The following is a 14,045-nucleotide window of genomic DNA, read 5'->3' on the forward strand; positions in this document are numbered from 1 at the left end:
TCCGTCAGGCAATCAGTTGTTCGAGCACGCGGCGGTACACGTTCTTCAGCGGGTCGACGAAGCGCACGTCGATGTGTTCGTCGATCTTGTGGATGCTGCCGTTCGGCGGGCCGAACTCGATCACCTGCGGGCAGATGCGCGCGATGAAGCGCCCGTCGGACGTGCCGCCCGTCGTCGACAGTTCGGTCGTGAGGCCGGTTTCGGCGCGGATCGCGTTCTCGAGCGCGTTCGACAGGTCGCCGCGCGGCGTGAGGAACGGCAGGCCGCTCACCGACCACTTCAGCGTGTACTCGAGGCCGTGCTTGTCGAGGATCGCATGCACGCGTGCCTGCAGGCCTTCGACGGTGCTCGCCGTCGAAAAGCGGAAGTTGAACATCAGGTCCGCGTGGCCGGGGATCACGTTGGTCGCGCCGGTGCCCGCATGCAGGTTCGACACCTGCCAGGTGGTCGGCGGGAAGTATTCGTTGCCTTCGTCCCACTGTTCGGCGGCGAGCTCGGCGAGCGCCGGCGCGAGCAGGTGGATCGGGTTCTTCGCGAGGTGCGGGTACGCGATGTGGCCCTGCACGCCCTTGACGATCAGTTCGCCCGACATCGAGCCGCGGCGGCCGTTCTTCACGACGTCGCCGAGTTCGGCGGTCGACGTCGGCTCGCCGACGATGCAGTAGTCGAGGCGTTCGCCGCGCGCTTCGAGCAGCTCGACGACCTTCACGGTGCCGTCGGTGGCCGGTCCTTCCTCGTCGCTCGTGATCAGGAACGCGATCGCGCCGCGATGGCCGGGGTGGGCCGCGACGAATTCCTCGGAGGCGACGACGAACGCCGCGAGCGACGTCTTCATGTCGGCCGCGCCGCGGCCGTACAGCTTGCCGTCGCGATGCGCGGGAATGAACGGTGGCGAAGTCCACTGCTCGAGCGGGCCGGTCGGCACGACGTCGGTGTGGCCCGCGAACGCGAGCAGCTTGCCGTCGCGGCCGTCGGTGCCGCGCTTGACGGCCCACAGGTTGGTCACGCCGTGCGACGCGATGGTCTCGCATTCGAAGCCGAGCGCAGCGAGGCGCTCGGTCATGATCTGCTGGCAATGCTGGTCGTCGGGCGTGACGGACGCGCGGGCGATCAGCTGTTCGGTAAGGGCTAGGGTGGCGGACATGGTTCGGACCACTTTCGATAAAAAATGCCGGCGCGGTGGCCGGCAGCGATGGGGCGTCGTGCGCGGCGCGGGCGCAGCGCGGGCGGCCCTAGGCGGCAAACAGGGCCGCGTACTGATCGGCCACGAAACCGAGCGATTTCACGCGGCCGTTGACGACGAGCACGGGGCGCTTGATGACCGACGGCTTGTGGATCATCAGCGCGACCGCGCCGGACTTCGTTTCCGCGGCCGCCTTCATGGCGTCGTCCAGGCCGCGCCACGTCGTGCCGCGCTTGTTCACGAGCGCGTCGAGCGACACGTCCTTCAGCCAGTCCTCGACGAGCGGTGCGCTGACGCCGAGCTTCTTGAAGTCGTGGAACTCGAACTCGACGCCGTGATCGTCGAGCCACACGCGGGCCTTCTTCACGGTGTCGCAGTTCGGAATGCCGTAGACGACCACGGTGCGCGGCTTGGCCATCAGTCGCCTCGCAGCAGCTCGTTCAGGCCGACCTTCGCGCGGGTCTTCGCGTCGACCTTCTTCACGATCACCGCGCAGTACAGGCTGTGCGAGCCGTCCTTCGACGGCAGGTTGCCGGCGACGACGACCGAGCCGGCCGGGACGCGGCCGTAGCTGACTTCACCCGTTTCGCGATCGTAGATCTTCGTGCTCTGGCCGAGGTACACGCCCATCGAGATCACCGAATTCTCCTCGACGATCACGCCTTCGACGACTTCCGAGCGCGCGCCGATGAAGCAGTTGTCTTCGATGATGACGGGGTTCGCCTGCAGCGGCTCGAGCACGCCGCCGATGCCGACGCCGCCCGACAGGTGCACGTTCTTGCCGATCTGCGCGCACGAGCCGACCGTGGCCCACGTGTCGACCATCGTGCCTTCGTCGACGTACGCGCCGATGTTGGTGTACGACGGCATCAGCACGACGTTCTTCGCGATGAACGAGCCGCGGCGCGCGATGGCCGGCGGCACGACGCGGAAGCCGCCCGCGGCGAAGTCTTCGGCCGTGTAGTTCGCGAACTTCGACGGCACCTTGTCGTAGAACTGCGAGTAGCCGCCGGCCGGCATCGGTGCGTTGTCCTCCAGGCGGAACGACAGCAGCACGGCCTTCTTCAGCCACTGGTGCACGGTCCAGTTGCCGTCGATCTTCTCGGCGACGCGCAGTGCACCCTTGTCGAGTTGCTCGATCGCATGAGCGACGGCTTCGCGGATGTCGGCGGGCGCGGCCTTCGGCGACAGCTCGGCGCGGTTTTCCCAGGCGGTATCGATGATTTGCTGAAGTTGTTGCGACATGTTCGTTTTCGCAGGAGATGAATGGAATTGATCGGGATGGACGTCTTACCGCGCGAGAGCCCGGCAGAAATCGACGATGCGTTGCGCGCCCTCGACGCATTCGGGGGTGCCCGCGACGAGCGCGATCCGGATGAAATCGCGGCCCGGATTCGTGCCGTGCGCATCGCGCGCCAGGTACGAGCCGGGCAGAACCGTCACATTATAGTCGGCGTACAGGCGGCGGGCGAACTCGGTATCCGACAGGCCGGTGCGCGCGACATTGGCCCACAGGTAGAACGCGGCGTCGGGCAGCTTCACGTCGATCACGTCGGCCAGCATCGGCGTGACCGTGCTGAACTTCTGCAGGTACAGCGCGCGGTTCTCGCGCACGTGCGCCTCGTCGTTCCACGCGGCGATGCTCGCATGCTGCCAGACCGGCGACAGCGCGGCGCCGTGGTACGTGCGGTAGAGCAGGAATTTCTTCAGCAGCGCGGCGTCGCCGGCGACGAAGCCCGAGCGCATGCCCGGCACGTTCGAGCGCTTCGACAGGCTCGACAGCATCACGAGCCGCTCGAAGCCGCGACCGAGGCGGTGCGCGGCCTCGAGGCCGCCGAGCGGCGGCGCCGCTTCGTCGAAGTAGATCTCCGAATAGCACTCGTCGGATGCGATCACGAAGCCGTGGCGGTCGGACAGCGCGAACAGCTCGCGCCAGTCGTCGAGCGTCAGCACGGCGCCCGTCGGGTTGCCCGGCGAACACACGTACAGCAACTGGGTGCGCGCCCAGACTTCCTCGGGCACGGCCGCGTAGTCGCACGCGAAGTTGCGCGCCGGGTCGCTGTTCGCGAAATAGGGTTCGGCACCGGCCAGGAGCGCCGCGCCTTCGTAAATTTGATAGAACGGATTCGGACAGAGTACGATCGCTTTCTCGCCGTCCGCGGTCGGGCGCGCGTCGATCACCGTCTGCGCGAGCGAGAACAGCGCCTCGCGCGACCCCGACACGGGCAGCACCTGCGTGGCCGGGTCGATCGCCGGCAGCCCGTAGCGGCGCTCCAGCCAGTGCGCGATCGACGTGCGCAGCGCGTCCGAGCCGGCCGTGGCCGGATATGACGCGAGGCCGTCGAGCGAAGCCACCACGGCGTCGCGGATCAGCGCCGGAGTCGGGTGCTTGGGCTCGCCGATACCGAAGCTGATCGGTTTCAGGCCGGCGGAGGGCGTCACGTCCTTGAACAGGGCGCGCAGCTTTTCGAAGGGATAGGGCTGGAGCGAGTCGAGTCGAGGGTTCACGGGCGAAGCGGCCATCGCGGCCGGTTGGAGCGAAAGGGGCGGCGCGGGTGCCGCACGGCTGCGAGCGGGCGCCGACGGCGCGCGGGTCGCAACGGACGATTATAGCGTGATGCAATGCGGTCACGGCCCGCCGGAACGGCGGCCGGGCCGGTCGAATAAAGGGTATCGAACCAAATGAATAACGCGGTACGCGGCAGCCTGCCGACGCTGGCCATCCTGATCGGCGCGTCGGTATGGGGCCTGATCTGGTATCCGCTGCGGATCCTCGCGTCGCTCGGGCTCACCGGCACGCTGGCGAGCGCGCTGACGAGCGCCGTTGCTTTCCTGTTCGTGGTGGTCGTGCGGCACCGCACGATCGCCACGCTGCGCTGGCACTGGGTGCTGCCTGGCATCGCGATTACGGCGGGCGTGACGAACCTGGGCTTCGTATGGGGCACGATCCACGGCGAAGTGCTGCGCGTGATGCTGCTGTTCTACCTGACGCCCGCTTGGACCGCGATCTACGCGCATTTCCTGCTGCGCGAGCGGCTGACCTGGGCCGGCGTGGGGCTTGCGGCGCTGTCGATCGGCGGCGCGATGCTGATGCTGTGGTCGCCCAAGCTCGGCATGCCGCTGCCGGCCAATCCGGCCGAATGGGCGGGGCTCGCGGCCGGCCTGAGTTTCGCGATGAGCAACGTGCTCGTGATCAAGGCGAGCCGCGAGCTGCCGGACATGCGCGCCGAAATGCGCACGGCGACGCTGTTCGGCGGCGCGGCGGTGTTCGGCGCGATCGCATCGCTGTTCGAGGGGCTGCCGGCCGCGCCGGCGGGCGGCCAGCTCGGCGTCGCCGCGCTGATCGTCGCCGCGATCGGCGTGACAATGGCGGCGAACAACCTGCTCGTGCAATATGGCCTCGCGCGCGTGCCGGCGAACCGCGCGTCGATCATCATGCTGTTCGAGATCGTGATCACCGCGCTGTCCGCGTGGGTGTTCGCGAACGAACTGCCGACGGCGCGCGAGTGGGCGGGCGGCGCATGCATCGTGCTGGCGACGCTGTTGTCGAGCCGGGTCCATCGTGCCGCGCCGGCATCGGGCAAACCCGGCGACGGGCGGGACGGCGCACGCGCGATGGTATGATGGAAGCCGTTTGCGGGGCCCAACGCTGGATGCGCGCGGCCCCGCTTTTGAATTCCGGGGCGCATCGCGCGCATGGGCCGTCCGGCCCCGCGCGTCGCGGCCCCGTCCGTTTCACACCTTCTTCACATCCGATACCGCCGTGCGTCTGAGCTCGATCAAACTCGCTGGCTTCAAATCCTTTGTCGATCCCACGCATTTCCAGGTTCCGGGCCAGCTTGTCGGCGTGGTGGGCCCGAACGGGTGCGGCAAGTCCAACATCATCGATGCCGTGCGCTGGGTGCTCGGCGAGTCGCGCGCGTCCGAGCTGCGCGGCGAGTCGATGCAGGACGTGATCTTCAACGGCTCGACCGCACGCAAGCCCGGCAGCCGGGCCAGCGTCGAACTGATTTTCGACAACTCCGACGGCCGCGCGGCCGGGCAGTGGGGCCAGTACGGCGAGATCGCCGTGAAGCGCGTGCTGACGCGCGACGGCACGTCGAGCTACTACATCAACAACCTGCCGGCGCGCCGCCGCGACATCCAGGACATCTTCCTCGGCACGGGCCTCGGCCCGCGCGCGTACGCGATCATCGGCCAGGGCATGATCGCGCGGATCATCGAGGCGAAGCCGGAAGAGCTGCGCGTGTTCCTCGAGGAAGCCGCCGGCGTGTCGAAGTACAAGGAGCGCCGCCGCGAGACGGAGAACCGCCTGCACGACACGCGCGAGAACCTGACGCGCGTCGAGGACATCGTCCGCGAGCTCGGCGCGAACCTCGAGAAGCTCGAGGCGCAAGCCGTCGTCGCGACCAAATACAAGGAACTCGTCGCCGACGGCGAGGAGAAGCAGCGCCTGTTGTGGCTGCTGCGCAAGAACGAGGCCGCGAGCGAGCAGCAGAAGCAGCAGCGCGCGATCGAGCAGGCGCAGATCGACCTCGAGGCGCAGACGGCAAAGCTGCGCGAGGTCGAGTCGCAGCTCGAGACGTTGCGGGTCGCGCATTATTCGGCGAGCGACGCGATGCAGGGCGCGCAGGGTGCGCTGTACGAGGCGAACGCCGAAGTGAGCCGCCTTGAGGCCGAGATCAAGTTCATCGTCGAATCGCGCAATCGCGTGCAGGCGCAGATCGCCGCGCTGAACGCGCAGCGCGAGCAATGGCGCGCGCAGGCCGAGAAGGCGCAGGACGAGCTCGAGGAAGCCGAAGAAGCGCGGGCGATGGCCGACGAGAAGGCCGCGCTCGCTGAAGACAACGCGGCGGCGAAGCACGACGCGCTCCCGGCGCTCGAGGCGAAATGGCGCGATGCGCAGGCGCAGCTCAACGACGAACGCGCCCGGATCGCGCAGACCGAACAGTCATTGAAGCTCGAGGCGGCGCACCAGCGCAATGCCGACCAGCAGCTCCAGCAGCTTCAGCAGCGCCACGAACGCCTGAAGTCCGAGGCGGGCGGGCTCGACGCACCGGACGAAGCGCAGCTCGAGGAGTTGCGCATGCAGCTCGCCGAGCAGGAAGAGATCCTCGCCGAAGCCCAGGCACGCCTGACCGATGCGCAGGACACGCTGCCGCGCCTCGACGGCGAACGCCGTGCCGCGCAGGAGCGCGTGCAGGCCGAAAGCGCGCAGATCCACCAGCTCGAGGCGCGGCTCGCCGCGCTCAAGCAGTTGCAGGAGAACGTGCAGACCGAAGGCAAGATCCAGCCGTGGCTCGACAAGCACGAGCTCGGCGCGCTGCCGCGTCTCTGGAAGAAGCTGCACGTCGAGGCGGGCTGGGAAGCGGCGCTCGAGGCCGTGCTGCGCGAGCGTCTGGCTGCGCTCGAAGTGTCGAATCTCGACTGGGTGAAGGCGTTCGCGACCGACGCGCCGCCCGCGAAGCTCGCGTTCTACGCGCCGCCCGCGGCCGGTGAGCCGCCGGCCGCCGCGGCCGGGCTGCGCCCGGTGCTGTCGCTCGTACGCATCGACGATGCGGGCATCCGTGCGGTGCTGAACGACTGGCTCGGCAACGTGTACGTCGCCGACGACGTCGCGCAAGCGCTCGCGACGCGCGCGCAACTGCCGGCAGGCGGCGCGTTCGTCGTCAAGGCCGGCCACATCGTCACGCGTGTCGGCGTGCAGCTGTACGCGGCCGATTCGGAGCAGGCCGGGATGCTGGCTCGCCAGCAGGAAATCGAGAACCTGACGCGCCAGGTGCGCGCGCAGGCGCTGCTCGCCGACGAGGCCCGCACCGCCGCCGTGCGGGCGGAGGCCGCGCACACGCAGGCCACGCAGGCGCTCGGCGACGTGCGCGCGCAGGCCGAGCGCGCGACGCAGCGCGTGCACGCATTGCAGATGGACGTGCTGAAGCTCGCGCAGGCGCATGAGCGCTACACGCAGCGCAGCACGCAGATCCGCGAGGAGCTCGAGGAAATCGGCGCGCAGATCGACGAGCAGCGCGCGCTGCGCGCGGAATCGGAAGCGAACTTCGAGCGTTTCGACGGCGAACTCGCGGAACTGCAGGCGCGCTTCGAGGACAACCAGCTCGCATTCGAGGCGCTCGACGAATCGCTGACGCAGGCGCGCCAGGAAGCGCGCGACCTCGAGCGCGGCGCGAACGACGCACGCTTCGCCGCGCGCAACGCGGTCACGCGGATCGACGAGCTCAAGCGCAGCATCCAGGTTGCGCACGAGCAGAGCGAGCGCGTCGCCGCGTCGCTGGAAGACGCGCGCGCCGAACTCGAAACGATCAACGAGCAGACCGCGCACACGGGCCTGCAGGACGCGCTGGAAATTCGCGCGGTGAAGGAAGAGGCGTTGCAGGCCGCGCGGATCGAACTCGACGACCTGACGGCAAAGCTGCGCGCCTCGGACGAGCAGCGTCTCGTCGCCGAGCGTTCGCTGCAGCCGTTGCGCGACCGCATCACCGAGCTGCAGCTGAAGGAGCAGGCCGCGCGCCTGTCCGTCGAGCAGTTTGCCGAGCAGCTCGCGGCGGCCGAGGTCGACGAGCAAGCGCTGCGCGAGAAGCTGACGCCGGACCTGAAACCGTCGTACCTGCAGGGCGAGGTCACGCGCCTGAACAACGCGATCAACGCGCTGGGTCCGGTCAACATGGCCGCGCTCGACGAGCTGAAGGCCGCGAGCGAGCGCAAGGTGTTCCTCGATGCGCAGTCGGCCGACCTGACCGACGCGATCACGACGCTCGAGGATGCGATCCACAAGATCGACCAGGAAACCCGCACGCTGCTGCAGGGCACGTTCGACGAGGTCAACCGTCACTTCAGCGACCTGTTCCCGCGCCTGTTCGGCGGCGGCCAGGCGAAGCTGATCATGACGGGCGACGAGATCCTCGACGCGGGCGTGCAGGTGATGGCGCAGCCGCCAGGCAAGAAGAACGCGACCATCCACCTGCTGTCGGGCGGCGAAAAGGCGCTGACCGCCACCGCGCTGGTGTTCGCGATGTTCCAGCTGAACCCGGCACCGTTCTGTCTGCTCGACGAGGTCGACGCGCCGCTCGACGACGCGAACACCGAGCGTTTCGCGAATCTCGTGCGCGCGATGTCCGACAAGACGCAGTTCCTCTTCATCTCGCACAACAAGATCGCGATGGAGATGGCGCAGCAGCTGATCGGCGTGACGATGCAGGAGCAGGGCGTGTCGCGGATCGTCGCGGTGGACATGGAAACCGCCGCGGGTTTTGCCCAGAATTGACGTTTGACGAAACCGGACCGCGTTCGCGCGGCGCATGGGCGCCCGTTCGCGAGTCCGACGAACAAGAATTGCTGATGGAGCGTGCATGGACGAGTTGACACTCGGATTGATCGGCGCGGGCGCCGTCGTGGTGGGCGGCGTCGTGGTCTACAACGCGTGGCAGGGCGCGAAGGTGCGGCGCAGGATGCCGCGTCCGATGCCGGAAGAGACGGCCGAGGCGATGAATCGCCCCGAGCGCGATGAAGAGCTGCCGTTCATCGAGCCGGTGCGCCAGCCCGTGCGCCGCGAATCCACGGCGCCGGCACCGGCCGCCGCTGCCGCGAGCGCGTCGGCCGACGCCGCGCGTGTAGAGCCGACCTTCGGTGGCGTGGCGCCTGCCGACACGCCGGCCGACCTGCAGGCCGAGGCCACCGGCGTCGACGCGCCGTCGGCGTTGACCGAGCAGGCCGTCGACGAAGGTGCGGTCGCCGCCACGCAGGAAGCACCGGCCGAGGATGCCTCGAACGAACCGGCTGAACCCGTGCTGCCCGCCGCGACGACGATTTCGTCGGCGCCGCCCGCGATCGTCGACCGCCGGATCGACTGCATCGTGCCGATTCGCCTCGGCGCGCCGCTGCCGGGCGACAAGATCCTGCCGGTCGCGCAGCGGCTGCGCCGCGCGGGCAGCAAGCCCGTGCATATCGAGGGCAAGCCGGAAGGCGGCCAGTGGGAACTGCTGCAGAACGGCGTGCGCTATGAAGAGCTGCGTGCCGCCGCCCAGCTCGCGAACCGCAGCGGCGCGCTGAACGAACTCGAATTCTCCGAATTCGTGACGGGCGTCCAGCAATTCGCCGACGCGATCGACGGCGCACCGGAATTCCCGGACATGATGGAGACGGTCGCGATGGCGCGCGAACTCGACGGCTTTGCCGCGCAGTGCGACGCGCAGTTGTCGATCAACGTGATGTCGGATGGCGCGCCGTGGTCGGCGAACTACGTGCAGGCCGTCGCTTCCCAGGACGGGCTGCTGCTGTCGCGCGACGGCACGCGCTTCGTGAAGCTCGATGCGAAGCAGAACCCTGTGTTCATGCTGCAGTTCGGTGACACGAACTTCCTGCGTGACGACCTGACCTACAAGGGCGGCAACATGATCACGCTGGTGCTCGACGTGCCGGTTGCCGAAGAGGACATCCTGCCGTTCCGGCTGATGTGCGACTACGCGAAGTCGCTGTCCGAGCGGATCGGTGCGCGGGTCGTCGACGATTCGCGCCGGCCGCTGCCGGAATCGACGCTGGTGGCGATCGACCAGCAACTCATGAAGCTGTACGCGAAGCTCGAGGAAGCGGGCATCCCGGCCGGTTCGCCGGTCACGCGCCGCCTCTTCAGCCAGTAACGCGTTCACGGGTGACGGCCTGCGATGCCGTCGCCCGTTGTCGTTGCAGCGCCGCACACTCCGTCCGTGTGCACCGCAGCGGGCCTGCGCGGCATGCATCGCGTGCCCCCGCCGCGGCGTCAAACTGAGATAATCGAACATCCGATTTTTCAGAGCGAATTGCCGCCAGCATGGCCCGAACCCAAGCCGAACCGCCAGCCAGCCACCCCGACGCGCGTGCCGCGTGGCTGCGCGATCAACTCGAGCGGGCGAATTACGCCTATTACGTACTCGACCAGCCGGATCTGCCCGACGCCGAATACGACCGGCTCTTCGGCGAGCTGCAACAGCTCGAAACCGACCATCCCGAACTCGTGACGCCCGATTCGCCGACGCAGCGCGTCGGCGGCGAAGTGGCGAGCGGTTTCACGCCGGTCGTCCATGACGCGCCGATGCTGTCGCTGAACAACGGCTTCGCCGACGAGGACATCGCCGCGTTCGACAAGCGCGTCGCCGATGCGCTCGGCAAGACGACCGATCTCGCCGGCTCGGTGACGGATCCCGTCGAATACGCATGCGAGCTGAAGTTCGACGGGCTCGCGATCTCGCTGCGCTACGAGCGCGGCGTGTTCGTGCAGGCATCGACGCGCGGCGACGGCACGACCGGCGAGGACGTGACGGAGAATGTCCGCACGATCCGTTCGATCCCGCTGAAGCTGAAGGGCGCGCACGTGCCGGCCGTGCTCGACGTGCGCGGCGAGGTGCTGATGTTCAAGCGCGATTTCGCACGCCTGAACGAACGCCAGCGCGCGGCCGAGCAGCGCGAATTCGCGAATCCGCGCAATGCGGCGGCCGGCAGCCTGCGCCAGCTCGACCCGAAGATCACCGCGCAGCGTCCGTTGTCGTTCTTCTCGTATGGGATCGGCGTGCTCGACGGGATGCCGATGCCGGACACGCACAGCGCGCTGCTCGACTGGTACGAGTCGCTCGGCCTGCCGGTGAACCGCGAACGCGCGGTCGTGCTCGGCGTCGAAGGCCTGCTCGGTTTCTTCCGCAAGGTCGGCGAGAAGCGCGAATCGCTGCCGTACGATATCGACGGCGTCGTCTACAAGGTCAACCGGCGCGACGAGCAGGACCGCCTCGGCTTCGTGTCGCGCGCGCCGCGCTTCGCGCTCGCGCACAAGTTCCCCGCGCAGGAAGCATTGACGAAGCTCGTCGCGATCGACGTGCAGGTCGGCCGCACGGGCGCGATCACGCCGGTCGCGCGGCTCGAGCCGGTGTTCGTCGGCGGCGCGACGGTAACCAACGCAACGCTGCACAACGAGGACGAAGTGCGCCGTAAGGACATCCGGATCGGCGATACCGTGATCGTGCGGCGCGCGGGCGACGTGATTCCCGAAGTCGTCGGCGCGCTGCTCGACCGCCGGCCGGCCGATGCGGCCGAGTTCGTGATGCCGACCGAGTGCCCGGTATGCGGCTCGAAGATCGAGCGCCTGCCCGACGAGGCGATCGCGCGCTGCACGGGCGGCCTGTTTTGCCCGGCGCAGCGCAAGCAGGCGCTGTGGCACTTCGCGCAGCGCCGCGCGCTCGACATCGACGGGCTCGGCGAGAAGATCATCGATCAGCTCGTCGAACTGAACCTCGTGCGCACGCCGGCCGACCTGTTCAATCTCGGTTTCGCGACGCTCGCGGAACTCGACCGGTTCGCCGAGAAGTCCGCACAGAATCTGCTCGACTCGCTCGAAAAGGCGAAGCACACGACCCTCGCGCGCTTCATCTACGGGCTCGGGATCCGCCATGTCGGCGAATCGACCGCGAAGGATCTCGCGAAGCATTTCGGGTCGCTGACGCCGATCATGGACGCGTCGATCGAGGAACTGCTCGAAGTGAACGACGTCGGACCGATCGTGGCCGAGTCGCTGCACCAGTTCTTCGCGGAAGAGCACAACCGCACGGTGATCGAGCAGTTGCGTGCGCCCGGCAAGGTCACGTGGCCCGAAGGCCCGCCCGCGCCGAAGGCGCCGCAGGGCGTGCTCGCCGGCAAGACGGTCGTGCTGACGGGCACGCTGCCGACGCTCACGCGCGACGCGGCGAAGGAGATGCTCGAAGCGGCGGGCGCGAAAGTCGCGGGCTCGGTATCGAAGAAGACGGATTACGTGGTCGCGGGCGCTGACGCCGGCAGCAAGCTCGCGAAGGCCGAGGAACTCGGCATCCCCGTGCTGGACGAAGACGGACTGCACCAACTCCTGGAGGGCAACACGCCATGATTCGCGAGATCCTGAAGATGGGCGATCCGCGCCTGCTCGAAGTCGCCAAGCCGGTCGAGCGGTTCGATACCCCCGAACTGCACGAGATCGTCGCGGACATGTTCGAGACGATGCATCACGCGAACGGTGCGGGGCTTGCCGCGCCGCAAATCGGCGTCGGTCTGCAGATCATCATCTTCGGCTTCGGCAGCAATAACCGTTATCCGGACGCACCGCCCGTGCCCGAGACGGTGCTGATCAACCCGAAGCTCGAGTACATGCCGCCGGACATGGAAGAGGGCTGGGAGGGCTGCCTGTCGGTGCCGGGCATGCGCGGCGTCGTCAGCCGCTATGCGAAGGTGCGCTACAGCGGCTTCGATCAGTTCGGCGCGAAGCTCGACCGCGTCGCCGAAGGCTTCCACGCGCGGGTCGTCCAGCACGAATACGATCACCTGATCGGCAAGCTGTATCCGATGCGGATCACCGACTTCACGCGCTTTGGCTTCACCGAAGTGTTGTTTCCGGGGCTTGATCCGGCCGACGACGACTGACCTTCATGCGGCCGCGCGCGCCGTCGCCGTACCGAAACGAAAAAAGCCCGCTCGCGCGGGCTTTTTGCATTGCGCGGCACACAGTGCGTGCCCGCCGTCAGAACGACTCGTCAGCCGACAGATAGCGCCATTGCCCTTGCGGCAACGCGCCGAGCATCACGCGGCCCATCCGCACGCGTTTCAGGCCGATCACTTCGAGACCGACCAGTTCGCACATGCGGCGGATCTGGCGCTTCTTGCCTTCGCGCAGCACGAAACGCAGCTGTTCGCCGTTTTGCCAGCTCACCATCGCAGGCTTCAGCGGGACGCCGTCGAGCTCGAGACCGTGGCGCAGCTTCGCGAGCGATTCCGCGGGGAAGTGCTGGTCGATCTCGATCAGCCGTTCGCCGAAGCGCACGCGCACCAGGTATTCCTTGTCGATGTCCGACTGCTCGCCGATCAGCTGCTTCGCGATCCGGCCGTTCTGCGTCAGCACGAGCAGGCCGGTCGAATCGATGTCGAGCCGCCCGGCCGGTGCGAGCGCATGCAGATGCTGCGGCGAGAAGCGCAGTTGCGAGCGGTCGCCGCTCCACTGGTTCGCGCGCGTGATCAGTACCGATGCCGGCTCGTAGCCGTCTTCCGCCTGACCCGACACGTAGCCGACCGGCTTGTGCAGCAGGATCGTCACCTGCGCGGCCTGCGCGGCGCTCGCGCGCTCGTCGATCTCGATCTTCTGGTCCGGGCGGACCTTGGTGCCGAGCGTGTCGATGCGTTCGCCGTCGACGAGCACCCAGCCCTTTTCGATCCATTCGTCCGCTTCGCGGCGCGAGCACAGGCCGAGTTCGGACATGCGCTTCGACAGGCGCATCAGGCCCGTTTCGTCGCCGTGGTCGACGTCGGCGGCGCGGCGCTTGACCGGTTGCGCGGTCTTCAGCGCGGCGCCGGTCGAGCGGCGTTCGGTGCCGCTACGTTCGTTGTCGCGTGCGGGGCGCGCCGGGCGATCGGACGACGTACGGCGTTCGCCGAAGCTGCGCTTTTCGCCTGCGCCGCCTGCCTTGCCGCGGTAGGGTGCGCGTGCAGCGCCTTCGGCGCCTGCGCGGCGCGGGCGCGTATCATCGTCATTGCGACGGGCCGGGCGGTCGGAGGTCGTGCGGCGTTCGCCGAAGCTGCGCTTTTCGCCTGCGCCGGCTGCCTTGTCGCGGTAGGGTGCGCGTGCAGCGCCTTCGGCGCCTGCGCGGCGCGGGCGCGCATCGTCGTCGCTGCGACGAGCCGGGCGGTCGGAGGATGTACGGCGTTCGCCGAAGCTGCGTTTTTCCCCTGCGCCGGCTGCCTTGTCGCGGTAGGGTGCGCGTGCAGCGCCTTCGGCGCCTGCGCGGCGCGGGCGCGTATCGTCGTCGCTGCGGCGAGCCGGGCGGTCGGACGACGTACGGCGTTCGCCGAAGCTGCGCTTTTCGCCTTC

At 68.3% G+C, this 14,045-nt stretch carries 10 protein-coding genes; 5 read left to right on the forward strand and 5 right to left on the reverse strand.

Features of this window, described 5'->3' with window-relative positions; all coding sequences use genetic code 11:
• Positions 1-4 precede the first annotated feature (4 nt).
• From dapE to dapC, 4 genes are all read right to left on the reverse strand, one after another.
• Positions 5-1,144, reverse strand: coding sequence for a succinyl-diaminopimelate desuccinylase (dapE, locus tag HWX25_RS27985; protein ID WP_059529300.1), 1,140 nt, complete (start codon positions 1,142-1,144; stop codon positions 5-7).
• Between the two features lie 88 nt (positions 1,145-1,232).
• A complete protein-coding gene (locus tag HWX25_RS27990; protein WP_044847939.1) occupies positions 1,233-1,601 on the reverse strand; it encodes an ArsC family reductase in 369 nt (122 codons plus the stop codon).
• Positions 1,601-2,428 (reverse strand): 2,3,4,5-tetrahydropyridine-2,6-dicarboxylate N-succinyltransferase, encoded by an 828-nt coding sequence (dapD, locus tag HWX25_RS27995; protein WP_175911671.1) that lies wholly within the window; start codon positions 2,426-2,428, stop codon positions 1,601-1,603. Before dapD ends, HWX25_RS27990 begins: the two co-directional genes overlap by 1 nt.
• A gap of 45 nt (positions 2,429-2,473) precedes the next feature.
• Positions 2,474-3,706, reverse strand: coding sequence for a succinyldiaminopimelate transaminase (dapC, locus tag HWX25_RS28000; RefSeq protein ID WP_175911673.1), 1,233 nt, complete (start codon positions 3,704-3,706; stop codon positions 2,474-2,476).
• A 159-nt stretch (positions 3,707-3,865) separates the two neighbouring features.
• On the opposite strand from dapC, the gene HWX25_RS28005 reads away from it, so the two are divergent.
• The 5 genes from HWX25_RS28005 (at position 3,866) to def (ending at position 12,607) form a co-directional block, all read left to right on the forward strand.
• Positions 3,866-4,807, forward strand: coding sequence for a DMT family transporter (locus tag HWX25_RS28005; RefSeq protein WP_059701553.1), 942 nt, complete (start codon positions 3,866-3,868; stop codon positions 4,805-4,807).
• A gap of 139 nt (positions 4,808-4,946) precedes the next feature.
• A complete protein-coding gene (smc, locus tag HWX25_RS28010) occupies positions 4,947-8,459 on the forward strand; it encodes a chromosome segregation protein SMC (protein WP_175911675.1) in 3,513 nt (1,170 codons plus the stop codon).
• An 85-nt stretch (positions 8,460-8,544) separates the two neighbouring features.
• Positions 8,545-9,831: a cell division protein ZipA C-terminal FtsZ-binding domain-containing protein gene (locus tag HWX25_RS28015; protein ID WP_175911677.1), complete on the forward strand. Its 1,287-nt coding sequence runs from the start codon at positions 8,545-8,547 to the stop codon at positions 9,829-9,831.
• 170 nt (positions 9,832-10,001) lie between these two features.
• The gene (gene ligA / locus HWX25_RS28020; RefSeq protein WP_175911679.1) at positions 10,002-12,077 is read left to right on the forward strand and encodes an NAD-dependent DNA ligase LigA; all 2,076 of its coding nucleotides are present in this window, start codon (positions 10,002-10,004) and stop codon (positions 12,075-12,077) included.
• Positions 12,074-12,607 carry a peptide deformylase gene (gene def, locus HWX25_RS28025; protein ID WP_059511077.1) on the forward strand — a complete coding sequence of 178 codons (534 nt, stop codon included), beginning with the start codon at positions 12,074-12,076 and terminating at the stop codon, positions 12,605-12,607. The genes ligA and def overlap by 4 nt, the downstream gene beginning before the upstream one ends.
• Before the next feature lie 97 nt (positions 12,608-12,704).
• On the opposite strand, the gene HWX25_RS28030 is transcribed toward def, so the two are convergent.
• Positions 12,705-14,045 (reverse strand): pseudouridine synthase (locus HWX25_RS28030; RefSeq protein ID WP_175911681.1); only part of this gene is annotated, 1,341 nt, incomplete at its 5' end.

Source organism: Burkholderia sp. BCC1640 (genome assembly GCF_902833125.1).
GTDB lineage: Bacteria > Pseudomonadota > Gammaproteobacteria > Burkholderiales > Burkholderiaceae > Burkholderia > Burkholderia diffusa.

Bases quoted from the DNA above. Each gene is read 5' to 3' on its own strand.
- dapE (WP_059529300.1), bottom strand. From the start codon at position 1,144: ATGTCCGCCACCCTAGCCCTTACCGAACAGCTGATCGCCCGCGCGTCC.
- HWX25_RS27990 (WP_044847939.1), bottom strand. From the start codon at position 1,601: ATGGCCAAGCCGCGCACCGTGGTCGTCTACGGCATTCCGAACTGCGAC.
- ligA (WP_175911679.1), top strand. From the start codon at position 10,002: ATGGCCCGAACCCAAGCCGAACCGCCAGCCAGCCACCCCGACGCGCGT.
- dapD (WP_175911671.1), bottom strand. From the start codon at position 2,428: ATGTCGCAACAACTTCAGCAAATCATCGATACCGCCTGGGAAAACCGC.
- dapC (WP_175911673.1), bottom strand. From the start codon at position 3,706: ATGGCCGCTTCGCCCGTGAACCCTCGACTCGACTCGCTCCAGCCCTAT.
- def (WP_059511077.1), top strand. From the start codon at position 12,074: ATGATTCGCGAGATCCTGAAGATGGGCGATCCGCGCCTGCTCGAAGTC.
- HWX25_RS28005 (WP_059701553.1), top strand. From the start codon at position 3,866: ATGAATAACGCGGTACGCGGCAGCCTGCCGACGCTGGCCATCCTGATC.
- HWX25_RS28015 (WP_175911677.1), top strand. From the start codon at position 8,545: ATGGACGAGTTGACACTCGGATTGATCGGCGCGGGCGCCGTCGTGGTG.